At 71.1% G+C, this 17,631-nt stretch carries 16 protein-coding genes; 6 read left to right on the forward strand and 10 right to left on the reverse strand.

Features of this window, described 5'->3' with window-relative positions:
- Positions 1 to 83 precede the first annotated feature (83 nt).
- Complete coding sequence (locus AB0M63_RS06320; RefSeq protein ID WP_366018599.1) at positions 84 to 431, forward strand: DUF6204 family protein; 348 nt, start codon at positions 84 to 86, stop codon at positions 429 to 431.
- Here the strand turns inward: AB0M63_RS06320 and AB0M63_RS06325 are convergent.
- The 7 genes from AB0M63_RS06325 to AB0M63_RS06355 all read right to left on the reverse strand — a co-directional run bounded on the left by AB0M63_RS06325 (position 403) and on the right by AB0M63_RS06355 (position 8,290).
- Positions 403 to 954: a GNAT family protein gene (locus AB0M63_RS06325; RefSeq protein WP_355918738.1), complete on the reverse strand. Its 552-nt coding sequence runs from the start codon at positions 952 to 954 to the stop codon at positions 403 to 405. The genes AB0M63_RS06320 and AB0M63_RS06325 overlap by 29 nt on opposite strands.
- A 19-nt stretch (positions 955 to 973) precedes the next feature.
- Positions 974 to 1,216 carry a LapA family protein gene (locus AB0M63_RS06330; protein WP_355918735.1) on the reverse strand — a complete coding sequence of 81 codons (243 nt, stop codon included), beginning with the start codon at positions 1,214 to 1,216 and terminating at the stop codon, positions 974 to 976.
- A gap of 78 nt (positions 1,217 to 1,294) precedes the next feature.
- Positions 1,295 to 3,079 carry a CocE/NonD family hydrolase gene (locus AB0M63_RS06335; RefSeq protein WP_366018600.1) on the reverse strand — a complete coding sequence of 595 codons (1,785 nt, stop codon included), beginning with the start codon at positions 3,077 to 3,079 and terminating at the stop codon, positions 1,295 to 1,297.
- A gap of 177 nt (positions 3,080 to 3,256) precedes the next feature.
- Positions 3,257 to 4,189, reverse strand: coding sequence for an LD-carboxypeptidase (locus AB0M63_RS06340; RefSeq protein ID WP_366018601.1), 933 nt, complete (start codon positions 4,187 to 4,189; stop codon positions 3,257 to 3,259).
- On the reverse strand, positions 4,186 to 6,138 hold the full coding sequence (locus tag AB0M63_RS06345) for a prolyl oligopeptidase family serine peptidase (RefSeq protein ID WP_366018602.1): 1,953 nt from the start codon (positions 6,136 to 6,138) through the stop codon (positions 4,186 to 4,188). Before AB0M63_RS06345 ends, AB0M63_RS06340 begins: the two co-directional genes overlap by 4 nt.
- A gap of 15 nt (positions 6,139 to 6,153) precedes the next feature.
- Entirely contained in the window at positions 6,154 to 7,464 is a 1,311-nt protein-coding gene (locus AB0M63_RS06350; RefSeq protein ID WP_366018603.1) for a M20/M25/M40 family metallo-hydrolase, read from the reverse strand.
- Positions 7,457 to 8,290, reverse strand: a complete 834-nt coding sequence (locus tag AB0M63_RS06355; RefSeq protein ID WP_366018604.1) for a M55 family metallopeptidase — start codon at positions 8,288 to 8,290, stop codon at positions 7,457 to 7,459. The genes AB0M63_RS06350 and AB0M63_RS06355 overlap by 8 nt, the downstream gene beginning before the upstream one ends.
- A gap of 122 nt (positions 8,291 to 8,412) precedes the next feature.
- Between AB0M63_RS06355 and AB0M63_RS06360 the strand changes: the two genes are divergently transcribed.
- Positions 8,413 to 9,213 carry a thioesterase family protein gene (locus tag AB0M63_RS06360; RefSeq protein ID WP_366018605.1) on the forward strand — a complete coding sequence of 267 codons (801 nt, stop codon included), beginning with the start codon at positions 8,413 to 8,415 and terminating at the stop codon, positions 9,211 to 9,213.
- 9 nt (positions 9,214 to 9,222) lie between these two features.
- Here AB0M63_RS06360 and AB0M63_RS06365 read toward each other — a convergent pair whose 3' ends face one another.
- A complete protein-coding gene (locus AB0M63_RS06365; protein WP_366018606.1) occupies positions 9,223 to 9,993 on the reverse strand; it encodes an SDR family oxidoreductase in 771 nt (256 codons plus the stop codon).
- A 3-nt stretch (positions 9,994 to 9,996) separates the two neighbouring features.
- Complete coding sequence (locus tag AB0M63_RS06370) at positions 9,997 to 11,532, reverse strand: long-chain fatty acid--CoA ligase (protein WP_366018607.1); 1,536 nt, start codon at positions 11,530 to 11,532, stop codon at positions 9,997 to 9,999.
- 174 nt (positions 11,533 to 11,706) lie between these two features.
- Here AB0M63_RS06370 and AB0M63_RS06375 point away from each other — a divergent pair, with 174 nt between their 5' ends.
- From AB0M63_RS06375 to AB0M63_RS06385, 3 genes are read left to right on the forward strand one after another with little or no spacing between them, the layout of a single operon-like run.
- Positions 11,707 to 12,471, forward strand: coding sequence for an enoyl-CoA hydratase-related protein (locus AB0M63_RS06375; protein ID WP_366018608.1), 765 nt, complete (start codon positions 11,707 to 11,709; stop codon positions 12,469 to 12,471).
- A gap of 45 nt (positions 12,472 to 12,516) precedes the next feature.
- The gene (locus AB0M63_RS06380; RefSeq protein WP_355918705.1) at positions 12,517 to 13,575 is read left to right on the forward strand and encodes a 2,3-butanediol dehydrogenase; all 1,059 of its coding nucleotides are present in this window, start codon (positions 12,517 to 12,519) and stop codon (positions 13,573 to 13,575) included.
- 1 nt (position 13,576) lies between these two features.
- On the forward strand, positions 13,577 to 14,731 hold the full coding sequence (locus AB0M63_RS06385; protein WP_366018609.1) for an acyl-CoA dehydrogenase family protein: 1,155 nt from the start codon (positions 13,577 to 13,579) through the stop codon (positions 14,729 to 14,731).
- Between the two features lie 49 nt (positions 14,732 to 14,780).
- Here the strand turns inward: AB0M63_RS06385 and AB0M63_RS06390 are convergent, their stop codons facing one another.
- Positions 14,781 to 15,491: a TetR/AcrR family transcriptional regulator gene (locus tag AB0M63_RS06390; RefSeq protein ID WP_366018610.1), complete on the reverse strand. Its 711-nt coding sequence runs from the start codon at positions 15,489 to 15,491 to the stop codon at positions 14,781 to 14,783.
- A gap of 140 nt (positions 15,492 to 15,631) precedes the next feature.
- On the opposite strand from AB0M63_RS06390, the gene AB0M63_RS06395 reads away from it, so the two are divergent.
- Entirely contained in the window at positions 15,632 to 17,614 is a 1,983-nt protein-coding gene (locus AB0M63_RS06395; protein WP_366018611.1) for a dehydrogenase E1 component subunit alpha/beta, read from the forward strand.
- Positions 17,615 to 17,631 lie beyond the last annotated feature (17 nt).

The raw sequence follows: 17,631 nt of genomic DNA on the forward strand, positions 1-17,631 counted from the left end.
GGGCGGGAAATTCCGCGTGCGGTTCGTCCCGGTCGACGTAGAGTCGGGCGACCGACGGCACGGACCGAGGAGTGGAACGGCGGATGAGCGAGCAGCACACGTACCGGGTGATCGTCCGGGGCACCTGGGACGCGCTGACGGACGAGGCGCGGCAGCGGCTGCTGGGCGAGGCCGCCGAGCACGGGATGCTGAGCATGCGGTTCAGCGAGGAGGGCTCGCTCAGTTACGAGGCGTCGCCGCTCAAGCACTTCTCGTGGCGCTATGTGGTGGTGTCGGACGCGGTTGACGGCGAGGAGATGGCCGCCGCGCTCGCGGAGGACCGCGCCGAGACCGCGCTGAAGGACCTCGGCTACGGCTTCCGCGATCTGAAGTCGACGGTCACCGACCTCGACACGATGAAGGTCAACCGGAAGCACGCATCTCGGCGGTGATCGCCCAGCGCTCGTGGTCGCGCCACGCGCCGTCGATGTAGATCATGTCCGGCGAGAAGCCCTCGAGGCGGAATCCGCATGTGCGGGCGAGGGCGATCGAGGCGGCGTTGGTGGGCTGCACGTTGATTTCGAGCCGGTGCAGCCGCATCGGCCCGAAGGCGTGCCCGATCACGAGGTTCATCCCCTCCCGCATCAGCCCACGCCCGGCGGCGTGCGCGAAGACGCCGTAGCCCAGCGCACCGCACTGGAAGCCGCCCTCGACGATGTTGTTGATGTTGATGAACCCGGCGATGCCCCCGCCGTCCAGCTCGCACACCAGGAACCCGGCCTTGGTCGGATCCTGGATCAGCCGCCCCGCATACGCGGTGTACGCGTCCCCGCTCGCCGGCGGAAACAGCCACGGCTGGTGCAGATCCTTGCTCTCGCGTGCCCGGGCGGTGAACTCGGCACCGTCCTCATGACTGAAGTGACGTATCCCCACGCGGGGGCCCTCGGCGAGATAACGGGATGCGGAGTGCGGCATCCCGTCACCCTAGTGCCGCCTAGCGGCGCCGTCGCATGAAATAGGCCCCGCACAGGGCGCCGATGACCGCCGTGCCCAGCAGCGCCATCCACAGGGGCATGGTGACCTCGGGGATCAGCAGGCGGATCTTGGTGTCGCGGGTGTTCTCGAAGATGAAGATCAGGGCCAGGACGGCGAGCAGCAGGACGACGATCCGGGCGGGCGTCAGCATGGGTTCCCGCCGGCCGGTCCTGCCGCCGCTCTCGGTGGTCTTCGGGCTCATGCCTCCAGGGTGAGCCCGAATCGACCATCACGCACGGTGAAGGGGTGCCCCCTGCCCCCCCCGGGGGCACCCGGCGGCTCACCCGCCGACGACCGGCAGCTCCAGCACACCGGCGTCCTGCGGCGAGCTGACCACGGTCACCGGCTTGATCCCCCGGTTCCCGGTGTACGCGTCGTCGCTCGCCGCGATCACGAACCGCAACCGGTGCCCCTTCGCGAACCGGTGCACGATCCCGGGCAGCGTGACCGTGAAGCTCTTGGTCACGTCCGGGACCCGGACCGGGGCGACCAGCCGGTGGACGAGAGTCTTGCCGCCGTCGGGGGCGACGTCGTACAGCTTGGCGAAGAGGACGAGCTTGTCGGCGGCATCGCCGGAGTTCTGGGTGCGCTCCGCCTGCGGGGAGACGACCTTGAGCGTCGCCCTCGGGGCGCCCACGACGTCCGTCGTACGGGTCAGGGGTGCGCTGGTCCAGCCCAGGTAGGTGCCCGCGATGTCGTACGGCGCCGGGTCGGGCAGGCCGATGACTCCGTTCAGGGAGCTTTCCGAGTGGCTCGTGGGGACGGCCCAGTTGGTGTAACCACGGCTGCCGCGCGCCACCTTCGCCCGGTCGTCCACCAGCTTCCCGTCTCCGGAGAGGTACAACTTCTCGTCGAGCGCGGGGAGTTGACTCGCCGTGGCGTAGGTGTCGGCCGGGTCCGTGATCCAGTCGCGGTAGTAGGCGAAGGCGGGTCCCGTGTCCACCGCCTTCCGCCCGAGCAGATAGCGGCCGAACCAGGACAGGATGCGCCGGCCCACATAGCTCGACTCCAAGTCGCCCTTGCTCAGGTCGAGTTCGCCGGCGGCCGGGTCCGTCATCCCGCCGCTGTGCCCCCATGACTGCCAGATCATCTTCGCGGTCGTGCCCTGCGCCTTCAGCGTCCGGTATGTCGCCGTCGCCTCGTTGAGGTTGAACAGGCTGTCCGCCTGCCCCTGGACGAGGAGCGTCGGCGCCTTCACCCGCTTCAGATACGTCACCGGCGAGACACCGCGTGCGTAGCCGAGCAGGTCCGCGGTCGCCTTGGCGGGATAGCTGCCGGAGTTGAGGGTGCGGATGGTGTCGCAGGCCTTGGTGACGAAGTGCAGGCAAGTGAGGGAGTTGACGCGGGTCGGGTCGAGGTTCGGTGCGGTGAGGGGCTGGCTCTCACCGATGAGGTAGAAGCCGTTGGTCCACTGCCACTTGAAGGCGCCGGGCACTGCGCTGCTGCCGGTCGCGTTGTTCGGGTCGAGGGCGTAGGCCAGGTCGTTCCAGGTGATCAGCGGGACGAGCGCGTCCACCCGGTGGTCGACTGCCGCCGTCGCCAACTGGATGGCGCCGCCGTACGATCCGCCGATCATCCCGACCCGCGGATCCCCCTTCCGGTCGAGGGTCACGAAGTCGGCCTTGGTGCCGTCGTCCGCGGCCCGTGTCCCCGCCAGGAAGTCGATCAGCCCCGACGCGGCCGTCCCGTCGATGTCCGGGTCGTCGAGCGAGATGAGACAGCCCGAGCCGCCGAATCCGAGCCCCGAGTAGACGAGCCCCACATAGCCGCGCTGCGCGAAGGCCTTGCCGATGCCGTCCGTGGAGCCGTCGGACTTGCTGCCCCCGAAGCCGTTGGTCGCCAGCACGGCCGGCGCCGGGTGGGCCCGGTCCACGTCCGCGGGCCGGTACAGATCGGCGTCGACCGTGCACTTCCGGCCGCCCGCGGGGACGGTGAACTTCAGCGCGGTGACGGTGTATTGGTCGAGGGTCTGTTGGTCGGTCGCGGCGGCGGGCCCGCCGAGTGCGAGCGGTGCGGTGAGGGTGAGAGCCAGTGCGGCACAGATTCCGAGCAGGCGGCGGGACAAGAGACCTCCACACTGAGGACAACCAGGCTGTGGACAACCAGGCTGTGGACAACCAGACCTTGGACAACCCGACTTACCGACCAGTAAGTACCGGTCGCTTGCCATGGTGTGACACGTGTCAGCCCCGGTCAACCACCGTGCAGGGTGTTTCTTGACAGCGATTCAACAAGCGCGCGGCTACCGCAGCGCGGGCTCGTCCAGCGTCAACGTGCCCGCGTCCGCGTCCAGTTCGGCGCTCACTCCGAGCGGTATGGTCAGCGCTCCGTCGCAGTGCCCGAACCCGAACTCCTCCACCATGGGCACACCGAGCCCGCCGAGGCGGTCGACGAGCACCGGGCGCAGCGACTCGTAGGGGCCGCATCCGGCCCAGGAGCCGAGCGCGATGCCCGCGACCCCGTCGAGCCAGCCGGAGCGCAGGAGTTGGGTCAGTATCCGGTCGACGCGGTACACCAGTTCGCCGACATCCTCGATGATCAGCAGCCCGCCGCGCGCACCGGGCAGCGCGTGCGGGGTGCCGACATCGGTGGCGAGCAGGCTCAGACAGCCGCCGAGGGTGACACCCCGGGCCCGCCCCGGCACCAGCGCACCGCCCCCGCCCGGGACGGCCCGGATGGTCCGCACGGACTCCGGGTCGAACAGGGTCGCCCTCAACCGCTCCTGCGCGCGGGCGTTCTTGATGAAGTCGGCGCCGGCCGCGGCGGGCCCGTACAGGGTGACCAGGCCCAGCCGGGTGGCGAAGGCCTGGTGCAGCACGGTGGGGTCGCTGAAGCCGACGAACACCTTCGGTCCGGCGGCGCGCATCGCCTCCCAGTCGAGCAGGTCGACGATGCGCTGCACGCCGTAGCCGCCGCGTGCGCACAGGACGGCGGACACGGTGGGGTCGCACCAGGCGTTCTGGAGATCGGCCGCGCGGTCCGCGTCCGCCCCGGCCAGATAGCCCAACTCGCCGTGCCGGTCCAGCACATGGGGTGCGACGACCGGGTCGAGGTCCCAGCCGCGCAGGATGTCGAGGCCCGCCTCCAGGCGTTCCTCGGACACCGGGCCGCTGGGCGCGACGACGGCCACGCGGGCGCCGGGGGCGAGCCGGTACGGCCGGACGAGTGCCGTCACTTGGTGAGCTCCAGGGTCGGGATGCCGGGCGGGTCGATGCCGAAGACCTGGGCGTACAGGGAGAGTTCGGACTCCAGGGCGCGGACCATGGTGTCGGCGCGGCGGAAGCCGTGGCCCTCGCCCTCGAACGCGAGGTAGGCGTGCGGGACTTGGCGTCCCCGCATCCGCTCCAGGAGGCGTTCGCATCCGGCGGGCGGGCAGATGACGTCGGCCAGGCCCTGCATCAGCAGGAAGGGCGCGGTGATGCGGTCGGCGTGCTCGACGGGCGAGCGCTCGGCATATCGGGCGGGCACCTCGGCGAGGGGGCCGACCAGGGTCTCCAGGTACCGGGACTCGAAGTCGTGGGTCTCGCCCGAGCCCCAGTTGGCCAGGTCGAGGACCGGATAAATGATGGTGCCGCAGGCGTAGACGTCGGTCGTCACCAGGGACGCGGCGCTGGTCCAGCCGCCCGCGCTGCCGCCCCGGACGGCGAGCCGGGCGCGGTCGGCGGTGCCCTCGTCGGCGAGGGCCTGGGCGACGGCGGCGCAGTCCTCGACGTCGACGACGCCCCACTGCTCGCGCAGCCGGTTGCGGTACTCCCGGCCGTACCCGGTCGAGCCGCCGTAGTTGACCTCGGCGACGCCGATGCCGCGCGAGGTGAAGTAGGCGATCTCCAGGTCGAGGACGAGCGGCGCCCGGCTGGTGGGTCCGCCGTGCGCCCAGATGACGTACGGCGGCAGTTCGTCGCCCGGCGCGGCCCAACCGGGGCTGTGCGGTGGGTAGATGTGGGCGTGGATGTCGCGTCCTACGGGGCCGGTGAAGGTGCGGATCTGCGGTTCGGGGTAGTGGGCGGGGTCCACGGGGTCGTCATGGGCGGCGCCGATGACCCGGGCGCGGCCGGTGCGGGTGTCGAGTTCGACGACCTCGTGGGCGCTGCGCGGGCTGGCTCCGACGCCGACGATCCGCTCGCCGTGCACCGCGAGGGTGGACGTGAACTCTGTCCAGGGGCCGGCCGCGTCGACGACCTCGCCGGTCTCCGGGTCCAGGACGCCGAGCAGGGCGGCGCCCCGGCCGTGCACGACGGCGATCGGACCGCTCTCCAGGGGCGCGAACCAGCGCTGGCCCAGCTTCCACAGCGGCCCGCCGAACTCCTCCTCGCGGACGCACAGCGGCCGGTGGTCCCGGTAGAGGTTCCACCAGCCGGTGCGGTCACTGGCGTACAGCAGCGAGCCGTCGAAGCCCCAGTCGACCTGGGCGATCGACTCCTCGGGGCCACCGGCGACGATCCGCGGGGCGCCGAACGTGCCGTCGTCCGCGACCTCGGCGAGCACCAGCTCCGTGCCGTCCCACGGCATCCGCGGATGGTCCCAGCCGAGCCAGGCCGCCCGCCGCCCGTCGGGCGAGAGCCGGGGCCCGGACACGAACCGGTGCCGCTCGTCGGCGAGTTCGCGTACGGCGTGCCGGTCCTCGGCGGCGGATCCGTCCAGCGGTACGGCGGCCAGGACGCGTCGTACGTCACCTGGCCCCTCGCCGGTGAACTCCTCCAGGACGCACCACACTTCGCCCAGGTCCGTGCGCAACTGCGGTTCCGCCCACCGCAGTCCGCCGCCCACCGACGACACGGGGGTGAGCGGTCTCGGCTCGCCGAGCAAGTCGTAGCGGTACAGCCGCTGGTCGGCGAAGTGCACGAACACCAAAAGGGGCTGGGAGTCCTCGACGACTCCGGCCCAGGGCTGTCCGCCGTACTCGATGACCCGGCTGCGGACGTTCCACGGCGCGGGCAGCACCGATTCCTGGGTGCCGTCCGCGCGGCGCCGCACCAGGGTGCGGCGGCCGCCCTCGGTGGGCCGGGGTTCGGTCCACCAGGCCTCGTCGCCGACGAAGCCGACGTACTCGGGATGTCCGTCGTGCGCGGCGGCGAGGGCCGCGTCGATGGGCGAGGGCCATGAACCGTATGCCGAGGTCCGCACGTTCTCCCCCACTCGCTAGGCCGTCCTCAGGAAGCGGTCCAGGACGTGGACGCCGAAGTGCAGTGCCTCCACGGGTACCCGCTCGTCGACTCCGTGGAACAGCGCCTGGTAGTCGAAACCCTCGGGCAGCTTCAGCGGGGCGAAGCCGTAGCCGGTGATGCCCAGGCGCGAGAACTGCTTGGCGTCCGTGCCGCCGGACATGCAGTACGGCACGACATGCCCCTCGGGCGCAAACTCCTCGACGGCGGCCCGCATGCGGGCGTAGGTCGGTGAGTCGACGGGCGCCTGGAGGGCCACCTCGCGGTGGTGGAACTCCCAGTCGACGTCCGGTCCGGTGAGCCGGTCCAGGGTGGCGCGGAACTCGTCCTCGCCGCCCGGCAGATACCGTCCGTCGACATACGCGACGGCTTCGCCGGGGATCACGTTGAGTTTGTAACCGGCGTTCAGCATCGTCGGGTTGGAGCTGTTGCGGACGGTGGGCTCGACGAGCTTTCCGGCCGGTCCGAGCTTGCTGAGGAGTCCGTCGACGTCGTCGAGGTCGGGCTCGATGCCGTACAGGGCGGCGAGTTCGGTGAGGGCCGCGCGGACGGTCGGGGTGAGCCGGAGCGGCCAGGTGTGTTCGCCGATGCGGGTGACGGCGGCGGCGAGCCGGGTGACCGCGTTCTCGTGGTTGACCTTGGAGCCGTGGCCGGCCCGGCCGCGCGCGGTCAACTTCAGCCAGCCCGTGCCGCGTTCGCCGGCGGCGATGGGGTAGAGCTGCCGGCCGGCGCCGTCGTGGAAGGTGAACGCCCCTGATTCGCTGATGCCTTCGGTGCAGCCCTCGAAGAGCCCGGCGTGCTGGTCGGCGAGGAACCCGGAGCCGTCCACCGCGCTGGACTCCTCGTCGGCGGTGAACGCGATGACGAGGTCGCGCCGGGGCCGCAGACCCTGCCGGGCCCAGGCCCGCACGACGGCGAGGATCATCGCGTCCATGTTCTTCATGTCGATCGCGCCGCGCCCCCATACGACCCCGTCGCGGATCTCCCCGGAGAAGGGGTGCACGCTCCAGTCCTCGGCCTGTGCGGGCACCACGTCCAGGTGACCGTGGACGAGCAGCGCGTCCGCCGAGGGGTCGGTGCCCTCGATGCGGGCGACGACGTTGGTGCGGCCCTTGACGCGTTCGAGGAGGGTGGGTTCGAGGCCGGCGCCGGCCAGTCGCTCGGCGGCGTACTCGGCGGCGGGCCGCTCCTGGCAGTCGCCGCCGCCCCGGTTGGTCGTGTCGATCCGGATGAGGTCCGAGGTGAACGCGACGACCTCGTCCAGGGCCCGCTCGTCGATGTCAGCCATACTGCTCCTCCACCGCGGCCGAGACGATCGTGGTGACCGCCTTGAAGGTACGGATCCCCTCGTACATGGTGTCGCTGGTGTACGCCACCTTCCGCTCTCCCACCCGTCCGACCCCCGGCACCACGGTGGCGGCCATCGCGAGGTGCTCGGCGTCGAATTCGAGCGCGACGGTGAACGGCCCGGCCTGGACCGGTTCCTGACGGACCGCCAGTCGCGCCGCCTCCTTCGCCGCCGCGCGGATGTCGGCGGCGGTCCTCGCCGGGGTGCGGCACACGGCCGCGTACCGGGACACATGGTCCTTGACGGCGACCTTCAGCGCTTCGGGCGCGTACCCGAGGGCGTCCTCGCAGGCCACGTCGTCACCGGTGACCAGGACGACCGGTACCCCGTACTCGGCGACGACCTGCGCGTTGAGCAGACCCTCGCTGGCGCGGACGTCGTTCAGCCACACGCCGGTGATCGAGTTCGCGAGGTAGGTGTGGGCGAGGACGCCCTCCATGCCGGCGCCCGCGTGGTAGCCGACGAACGCGATGCCGTCGATGTCGCCGTGCTGCACGCCCTCCACCATGGAGAGGGACTTGTGCCGCCCGGTGAGCATCTGGGTCCGCTCGTCGAGTTGTTCGAGGAGCAGGTTGCGCATCGTCCAGTGCGCCTCGTTGACGAGCACCTCGTCGGCGCCGCCGTCGTAGAAGCCGAGGACGGCGGCGTTCACGTCCGAGGTGAACATCGAACGGCACCGCTCCCACTGCGGTGTCCCCGGCAACACGTCGGCAGGCCAGGTGACGCCGGTGGCACCCTCCATGTCGGCGCTGATGAGGATCTTCATGGTGCGTCACGTTACGCGCCGTGGCCGGAACCCGCCATGAAGTCGGCCGCCGCTGCGGAGCGCGTCGGCGGACTGATCGCGGGCTACGCTGCTGAATCGAACAGCCCGAGGAGAGACGTCCGTTGAACACCGGCACCACGGCCCCCGACAGCTACTACGAGCGCACCGGCGAACACCGCTACAAGCCCACCGCCCACGCGAGCGGCGCCTGGGACCCGGACGAGCTGCACTTCAGCCCGCTCGGCGGACTCGTCGTCCACGCCATCGAGCGGGCCGTACGGCCGGAGACCGGCCTCCTGATGTCGCGGATCAGCTACGACATTCTGGGGCGGCTCGCGCTCGAAGAGTGCGAGATCCGGGTGGAGACCGTCCGGCCCGGCCGCACGATCGAGCTGGTCGAGGCCGTGGTGCTGGTCGCGGAGCGCCCGGTGGTGCGGGCCCGGGCCTGGTACCTCGCCGCGGTCGACACCTCCGCCGTCGCGGGCGGCACGGGCGACCGGCTCACGCCTCCCGAGCGGCTCGCCCCCTGGGAGATGAGCGCGCTGTGGCCCGGCGGATACATCGCGTCCGTGGACGTCCGCCCGCTGGCACCGCCCCGGCCGGGCCGTACGACCGCCTGGGTCTCCACCCGGCACGCTCTCGTCGCCGGTGAGCCCAGCAGCCCGCTCGCGTCCTTCCTCGCGCTGGTCGACACGGCGAACGGCATCGCCGTACGACAGCCGCCCACCGCGTGGATCTACCCGAACCTCGACCTGACCGTCCACCTGCACCGGCAGCCCGAGGGCGAGTGGACGGGGCTGGACACGTCGGTCACGTTCGGGCCGACCGGGCAGGGCCTCACCAGCACGGTCCTGCACGACGTGCACGGTCCGGTCGGGCACGCGCAGCAGATCCTCACCGTGCGGCCCGCGCCGGAGCGGTGATCACGGGCGTCACCGCGCGGTCCAGCCACCGTCCACCGTGAGAGTGGTGCCGGTGACGAAGCGGGAGGCGTCGGAGGCGAGGAAGACGGCGGCGCCGCCGAGTTCGCCGACGGTGCCGACACGGCCCAACGGGGTGCTGTCGACGATGCGTTCGCCCCAGCGGCTGGCCAGCAGGCCGGAGCTGAGGTCGGTGTGGAAGTAGCCGGGCGCGAGGGCGTTGACGCGGACCCCGCGGTCGGCCCACTCGACGGCGAGGGACTTGGTGAGGGCCTCGACCCCGCCCTTGCTGGCCGCGTAGGCGGCGATCCGCTCGAAGCCGGTGCGGGCGTGCACCGAGGAGACGTTGACGATCGAGCCGGAGCGCTGCTCCAGCATCACCTTGCCGGCCTCGCGGCAGCAGTAGAAGGTGCCCTGGAGATTGACGTCGAGGACCTGCTGCCAGTCCTCGTCGGTGACGCGCTCGCTGCGGGTGAAGTGGGGGCTCGTACCGGCGCAGTTGACGACCGCGTCGAGGCGGCCGGTGCCGTCGGTGATGCGCTCGACCATGGTCCGTACGGCGGCGGAGTCGGCGACCGAGCCGGGCAGGACCAGCACCTTGCCGCCGTGCGCGGCGAGTTCGGCCTCCAGGCTCTCAAGGTCCGCCGCAGTGCGGGCTGTTGCCGCCACGGTCGCGCCGGCCTGGGAGAGGGCGACCGCGATGGCCCGGCCCAGGCCCTTGCCCGCGCCCGTCACCCAGGCGGTCCGGCCGTCGAGCCGGAGTTCGGTGGTCACGTCGGTCATGGTTCAGCCCTCCGCGGGGATGTCGCGCAGGGTGCGCTTGAGGACCTTGCCGGACGGGGTGCGGGGCAGCTCGTCGACGATGTCGAAGCGGGCCGGCACCTTGAACTTGGCGAGGCGGGCCCGGCAGAACTCCCGCAGCTCCTCCGCGCCCGCGCTCTCGCCGGGCCTGAACACCACGAAGGCGCGCGGGACTTCACCCCAGCGGGGGTGGTCGAGCCCGACCACGGCGGCCTCCAGGACGACCGGGTGCTCGTACAGGACGCGCTCCACCTCGGGCGTGGCGATGTTCTCGCCGCCGGAGACGATCATGTCCTTCTTGCGGTCGTCGATGTAGAGGAAGCCGTCCTCGTCGAGGTGTCCGATGTCGCCGGTGTGGAACCAGCCGTCCTTCAGCGCCGCCGCCGTGGCCTTCTCGTCGCGCCAGTAGCCGGCGAAGACCTTCGGGCCGCGCAGGGTGATCTCGCCGAGTTCACCGGCGGGGACCTCGTGGCCGCTGTCGTCGACGATCCGTACGCGCGTGTGCGGGACGGGACGGCCGACCGAGCCCAGCTTGGACAGGGCGTGCCCGCGGTCGAGGAAGGTGTCGCCGGAGACGGTCTCGGTGAGGCCGTAGGCGTCGGCGAACCAGGCGTTCGGGAAGGCGGTCATGATGCGCCGCAGCACCGGTTCGGGCGTCTTCTCGCCGCCGCCGAGGATGAAGCGGACCGAGCTGGTGTCGTACTCCTCGCGGTCGGGGACCTCCAGGACCGCGTTGACCATGGCGGGCGCCAGCCACGCGTTGGTGACCCGGTGCTTCTCGATCGCGTGCAGCACGCCCACCGGGTCGAACTTGCGCTGGAGCACGACGCCGCCGCCCGCGTACAGCACCCCCAGGGCAGGCATGTCCAGACCACCCACGTGGTAGAGCGGGCCGCAGACCAGTGTGGTGTCCGCCGCCGTCAGACCGAAGTGCACGATGTGGGCCAGGTTCTTGGCCTCTAGGTTCCCGTAGGTGATGCGGACGCCCTTGGGGCGTGAGGTGGTGCCGGAGGTGTACATGAGCCGCTGGAGATCACCGGGCTCGACCTCCACGGGCTCCACCCACTCGCCCTTGTGCCGGGCCAGCAGCTCCTCGTAACCGGTCCACGGCTCCTCGGCCGGATCACTTCCGCCGATCAGGACCCGGTGCTCCAGATCGGTGAGGCACCCGGCGCTGCGCTCGACGGCCGGCACGAACTCCGGCTCGGTGACGATCACCTTGGCCTGTGCGTGCCCCAGGATGTACTGCCACTCCTCCTCGGAGAGGCGGTAGTTGAGCGGCAGAAAGACGGCGCCCAGCCGATTGGTGGCGTACACCAGCTCCAGGAACTCCGGCTGGTTGTAGAGCAGCAGCGCCACCACATCGCCCCGGCCGACGCCCAGTTCGGCCAGTCCGGCGGCCAACTGGTTCACCCGTTCGTGCAGTTGGCGGACGGTCAGACCGCGTCCCTCCTGCGTCACGGCCACGGCGTCGGGCCGCTGCGTCAGGTGGTAGTCGAGGATGCTCGCGAAATTGTGCACGGCGACTCTCTCGCTCGGCGGCCGGAAATGTCCCGACCGGTCGGTTGCCCGCTCCCAAGATTTAGTGTACCCCTTGGTCTATAAAACCTGGGAGCCGCACTTTACGACGGAGCGTCCGCGACGACAACCGTCCGCACACAGCGATGTCGCATCCGCCGACGAGGAGGGGTCTTCGTGCCACGCATCCGGCTCGACACCGACGGACCGGTCGTCACGGTCCGCCTCGACCATCCGCCGATGAACGCCTTCGACTCCCTGCAACGGGAGGAGCTGTCCGCCCGCGTACGCGAGCTGGCCGACGCCTCTGCCGTACGGGCCGTGGTGCTCTACGGCGGCGAGCGGCTCTTCGCCGCCGGCGCCGACATCAAGGCCCTGGCCGCGATGGGCCCGGAGGAGATCCGCGGCTGGAACCGCGCCTTGCAGCGCACCTTCGAGGAGGTGGCCCACCTGCCGATGCCGGTGATCGCGGCCGTCACCGGGTACGCGCTGGGCGGCGGCATGGAGCTGGCGCTGGCCGCCGACTACCGGGTGGCCGCCGAGGACGCGGTGCTCGGCCAGCCGGAGGTCCAGCTCGGGATCATGCCCGGCTCGGGCGGCACCCAGCGCCTCGCCCGGCTGATCGGCCCCTCCCGCGCGAAGAACCTGTTGATGACCGGCCGCCGGGTGAAGGCGGAGGAGGCGCTGCGGCTGGGCCTGGTGGACGAGGTCGTCCCCAAGGGCGCCGCCCTGAAGGCCGCCCTGGCCTACGCCCGTCAGCTGTCCGAGGGCCCGCCGGCCGCCCTGGAGGCGATCAAGGAGGCGGTGGACCACGGCACGGACGCGGGCATGTCGGCCGGGCTGGCACTGGAACGCGCGCTGTTCACCGGGGTGTTCGGCACCCAGGACGCGACCGACGGACTCGACTCCTTTCTGAATCGCGGCAAGAGAAGCGCCCCATAAGGGGCGGATCCGCAGACGACACACGACACGAAAGGGCCGGAAAACATGGAGGCACTCGTCTGGCACGGCGCACTCGACCTACGGCTCGAAGACGTGCCCGAGCCCCCGGACCCGGGCCCGCACGAGGCGGTCGTGGAAGTGACGTGGTGCGGCATCTGCGGCACGGACCTGCACGAGTTCCTCGAAGGCCCGCACATGATCCGCGAGGGTCCGCATCCCCTCACCGGCACCAAACCACCGCTCGCCCTTGGCCATGAACTGAGCGGCACAGTGGTCGCGTTGGGCGCGGAGGTGCCCGGCATCGCGGTCGGCGACCGCGTCACCGCGGACCCCGTCTGGCGCTGCGGCACCTGCTTCTGGTGCACGCGCGGCGAGTACCACATCTGTCCGAAGAGCGGTTCCGTGGGCCTCGCCTCACCCGGCGGTTTCGCGGAACGCGTCACTGTGCCGCTGGCCGGTCTGACCCGCCTGCCGGACAACGTCAGCGACGAACTGGCCGCCGTGGCCGAGCCGTTGGCGGTCGGGCTGCACGCCGTGACCCGGGCCGGGGTCAAACCGGGCGACAACGTTCTCGTCGTCGGCGGCGGACCGATCGGTGTCGCGGTCGTCCTGGCGGCCCAGATCGCCGGTGCGGCAGGGCTGTTCGTGAGCGAACCCCTCGCCGGGCGCCGCGAGATGCTGCTCGGCATCGGCGTCACCGAGGCCTTCGACCCGCGCGAAACGGACGTACGGCGCGAGGTGTTCGTGCGGACCGGGCGGATCGGCCCGGACGTCGTCATCGACGCGACCGGTGTGCCCGCGCTCGCGGGGCAGGCCGTCTCGATCGTCCGGCGCGGCGGCCGGGTCGTGCTGGCCGGGGTCGGACACGGCAGCGTCGAGTTCGACATGGGCCAACTCGTGTTCTACGAGCGGTCGGTGGTCGGCACGCTCGGCTACAACTTCGACATCCCGCGCGTGATCGATCTGATGAGCACCGGACGACTGGATGCCTCGCCCCTGATCACCGGCCGTTTTCCGCTCTCGGGAGGAGCCGGTGTCTTCGAGGACCTGGCCGCCGACCGGGCCCGGCACCTCAAGGTGCTGCTGACCCCGAAGGGACTGTGACATGGACTTCGACCTGCCCGAGGAGACCCTCGCCCTGCAGGACATGGTCCGCGAGTTCGCGGCCAACGAGATCACGCCCCACGCGGCCGAGTGGTCCGAGAACGAGATCTTCCCCACCAAGGTCTTCACCAAGCTCGGCGAACTCGGCCTGATGGGCATGCTCGTACCGGAGGAGTACGGCGGGGCGGGCTCGGACACGGTCACCTATGTCGCGGTGATGGAGGAACTCGGCGCCGCCGACCAGTCGGTGGCCTCCTCGTGGAACGCCCACTCGACCATCGGCACCCTGCCGCTGCTCGCGTACGGCACCGAGGAGCAGAAGCGGCGCTGGCTGACCCCGCTGGCCAAGGGTGAGGCGATCGGCGCGTTCGGGCTGACCGAGCCGGAGGCCGGCTCCGACGCGGCCGGGATCGCGACCACCGCCCGCCGGGCGGACGGCGGTTGGGTGATCAACGGCACGAAGATGTTCATCACCAACGCGGGCACCGACATCAGCCAGGGCGTCACCCTGCTGGCCACCACCGGCAAGGGCGCGGACGGACGCAAGGGGTACGCGACCTTCTACGTGCCGACCGGCACGCCCGGTTACACGGTCGGCGCCAAGCTGAAGAAGCTCGGCTGGCACGCCATGGACACCCGGGAGCTGGTCTTCACCGACTGCTGGGTCTCCGACGACCATCTGATCGGCGAGGAGGGCAACGGGCTGCGGCAGTTCCTGTCCGTCCTCGACGGCGGCCGGATCAGCGTGGCGGCCCTGGGCCTCTCACTGGCCAAGGCGGCGCTGGCGCTCGCGGTCAAACACGCCAAGGAACGGCACCAGTTCGGGCGTCCGCTCTCCGACTTCCAGGCGGTCGCGCACAAGATCGCCGACATCGGTACGGAGTACCAGGCGGCCCGCTGGATGGTGTACCGCGCCGCGTGGCTCGCCGACCAGGGCCGGCCGCACAGCACGGAGGCCGCCATGGCCAAGCTGTACGCCTCCGAGGTCGCCAACCGGGCCGCGTCCCAGGCGCTCCAGATCCACGGCGGCTACGGCTACGTCCGCGAGTCGGAGATCTCCCGTTTCTACGCCGACGCCAAGATCCTGGAGATCGGCGAGGGCACCAACGAGATCCAGCGCAATGTCATCGCCAGGGCCCTGGTCAAGGGCGCGTGACGGGGCGGTACCGGTGGTGCGCCCGAGCGGGGGCGCACCACCGGTCCGGTCAGCTCGCCACGGAGACGGCTTCCTCCCACAACTCCTCGGGGTCGAGGGGCAGTTCGGGTCGGGCCCGCTTGAAGTCGGCGGCCAGCGCCTCGACGTCCGGCAGGGCGCCCTCGGACGCGGCGAAACCGCGGAAGAGCGTCGAGCAGTACTCGCCGGACAGGTACGCGGCGTCCCAACTGCCGTCCGGCCGCACCCATTGGTAGGTGTGGTTGTGCAGGTTGAGGAACTCCAGGGTGGCCAGGTGCGGTTCGACGGCGCGGAAGCTCCCCTCCTCGACGGCCTCGGTGAGCAGGCCGGTGATCAGCCGCTCGAAGTCGGAGCGCTGCCGCAGCACCGTCGCCAGCTCGTCGCCGCCGAGGCTGCGGTAGTCGTGCTCGTAGACCCAGATGTGGTCGAGCCTGCGGAAGATGATCGTCAGCAGCGACTCGGAGAGCAGCCGCAGCCGCAGCAGTGGAGCCTCGTCGAGGGCCGCGATCTCCTTGGCGCGGGCCAGCAGCGGCCCGAGCACCCGCGACTGGATCTCGATGAGCAGGTTCTCCTTGGAGCCGATGTAGTAGTACAGGGCACCCTTGGCGAGCCCGACCGCGCGGCCCAGGTCGTTGATGGAGGTCGCCGCGTAGCCCTGTCGCGCGAACAGGGACGCCGCGGTGTCGATGATCTTCTGGCGTCTGACTTCGAAGCCCGGCCCATGACCCGGCGGTCGTGGCATGTGTTCTCTCCCCTGGCTGTGACGACGTGCGCGCTTCCCGTATCCGCACAGGCGCCGCGCTGCGGCACGCCTGGGGGAAGCGGATCCGGGGACGTCGCTCTAGTTTGCTAGACCAAACGGTACATTAAAGCGAGGACCGCATGACTCAGGCATCGCATCACACCGGCACCGGCTCCGCACAACCGGACCAGCTCCTGGAGATGTACCGCCGGATGCGCCGCATCCGGCGTTTCGAGGAGCGGGCGTCCGAGCTGTACAAGGCGACGGAGATCCCCGGCTTCCTGCATCTGTCGATCGGTCAGGAGGCCAGTGCCGTCGGCGCCTGCTGGCCGCTGGGCGCACGCGACGGCATCACCTCCACCCACCGCGGCCACGGCCATGTCCTGGCGAAGGGCCTGGACTCGGCATCGATGATGGCCGAGCTGATGGGCAAGGAGGCGGGCACCTGCCACGGCCGCGGCGGCTCGATGCACATCGCGGACCCCGGCCTCGGGATCTACGGCGCCAACGGCATCGTCGGCGCCGGCCTCCCGATCGCCGCCGGGGTCGCGACCGCCGCGAAACTGCGGGCGGCCGGTGACGTGGTGGTGGCGTTCTTCGGCGACGGGGCGGTGGCTCAGGGCATGTTCCACGAGGCCGTGAACCTGGCCGCCGTATGGGATCTGCCGGTGGTGTTCCTCTGCGAGAACAACCACTACTCCGAGTTCTCCCCCGCCTCCGAGCAGCACCGCGCCCCGCTCTCCGCGCGCGCCGCCGGCTACGGCATCGGCTACCAACACGTCGACGGCAACGACGTGTTGGCGGTCGCGCAGACCATGACCGGGGTGGTCGCGCGGCTGCGCGCGGGCGGCGGCCCGGTGCTCGTGGAGGCCGAGACGTACCGCTGGCACGGCCACTACGAGGGCGATCCCGAACGCTACCGCCCCGCCGAGGAGGTCGCCGCCGCCAAGGAACGCGACCCGCTGCTGGTGGCCCGCCGCCAGTTGGACCCGGCGGCCGCCGACGCCGTGGACGAGGAGATCGACAAGGAGATCGAGGCGGCGGTCGACTGGGCGAGGAGCCTGCCGGAACCGGACCCCGAGACCCTGCACGACTACGTCTCCGCGCCCCGCCTCCCCGTCCCCGAGCCCGCGCCGCTCCCGGCCGACGCCGAGATCTTCCGGTCCATGGACGCCGTACGACTGGCTCTGGAGCATGAACTGACCGCCGATCCAAGCGTGTTCGTCGCCGGGATCGACGTCGGCGCGGGCGGCAACGTCTTCGGTCTCACCCGCGGGCTGGCGCAGGCCTTCCCCGGCCGGGTGCGGGACACGCCGATCAGCGAGAGCGCCGTCGTCGGTACGGCGGTGGGGGCGGCCATGGCCGGCATGAAGCCGGTGGTGGAGATCATGTACATGGACTTCATCGGCGTCTGCCTCGACATGCTCCTCAACCAGGCCGCCAAACTGCGCTTCATGACCGGGGGCCGGGCCTCCATGCCGCTGGTCGTGCGCACGCAGTTCGGCGCGGGCCGCTCCTCGGGCAGCCAGCACTCGCAGAGCCTGGAGGCACTGCTCGCGCACATCCCCGGGCTGACGGTCGTGATGCCGTCCAACCCCGCGGACACCTACGGCCTGCTGCGCGCCGCCATCCAGGACCCCAACCCGGTGGTCTTCGTGGAGAACCGGCTCCAGTACGGCCTCAAGGGCCCCATGCCGCCGGCCGACCACCTGATCCCGCTCGGCAAGGCGAAGGTGGTCCGCGAGGGCACCGACATCACCCTGGTGTCCTGGTCGCGGATGGTCCAGGACGGCCTGGCCGCCGCGGAGTTGCTCGCGAGCGAGGGCATCAGCGTCGAGGTGATCGACCTGCGCACCATCGCCCCGCTGGACCGCGAGACGGTCCTCGCCTCGCTCGCCAAGACCAACCGCCTGGTCATCGCGCACGAGGCGGTGCGGGACTTCGGTGTCGGCGCGGAACTCTCCGCCATGGCCGTCGACGAGGGCTTCTGGCACCTGGACGCGCCGGTCACCCGGGTGGCACCGCCGTCCGTCCCGGCGCCGTACGCACCCTCGTTGGAGCGGGTCTGGCTGCCCTCGCGGGACACGATCGCGGAGACGCTGCGGAGGATCGCGGCGGTGTGACGCTACGACGGGAAGGG

It is taken from the genome of Streptomyces sp. NPDC051576 (genome assembly GCF_040681835.1).
In the GTDB taxonomy this organism is placed as follows: Bacteria; Actinomycetota; Actinomycetes; order Streptomycetales; family Streptomycetaceae; genus Streptomyces.

Bases quoted from the DNA above. Each gene is read 5' to 3' on its own strand.
- AB0M63_RS06320 (WP_366018599.1), top strand. From the start codon at position 84: ATGAGCGAGCAGCACACGTACCGGGTGATCGTCCGGGGCACCTGGGAC.
- AB0M63_RS06325 (WP_355918738.1), bottom strand. From the start codon at position 954: ATGCCGCACTCCGCATCCCGTTATCTCGCCGAGGGCCCCCGCGTGGGG.
- AB0M63_RS06330 (WP_355918735.1), bottom strand. From the start codon at position 1,216: ATGAGCCCGAAGACCACCGAGAGCGGCGGCAGGACCGGCCGGCGGGAA.
- AB0M63_RS06350 (WP_366018603.1), bottom strand. From the start codon at position 7,464: ATGGCTGACATCGACGAGCGGGCCCTGGACGAGGTCGTCGCGTTCACC.
- AB0M63_RS06355 (WP_366018604.1), bottom strand. From the start codon at position 8,290: ATGAAGATCCTCATCAGCGCCGACATGGAGGGTGCCACCGGCGTCACC.
- AB0M63_RS06365 (WP_366018606.1), bottom strand. From the start codon at position 9,993: ATGACCGACGTGACCACCGAACTCCGGCTCGACGGCCGGACCGCCTGG.
- AB0M63_RS06380 (WP_355918705.1), top strand. From the start codon at position 12,517: ATGGAGGCACTCGTCTGGCACGGCGCACTCGACCTACGGCTCGAAGAC.
- AB0M63_RS06385 (WP_366018609.1), top strand. From the start codon at position 13,577: ATGGACTTCGACCTGCCCGAGGAGACCCTCGCCCTGCAGGACATGGTC.
- AB0M63_RS06390 (WP_366018610.1), bottom strand. From the start codon at position 15,491: ATGCCACGACCGCCGGGTCATGGGCCGGGCTTCGAAGTCAGACGCCAG.
- AB0M63_RS06395 (WP_366018611.1), top strand. From the start codon at position 15,632: ATGACTCAGGCATCGCATCACACCGGCACCGGCTCCGCACAACCGGAC.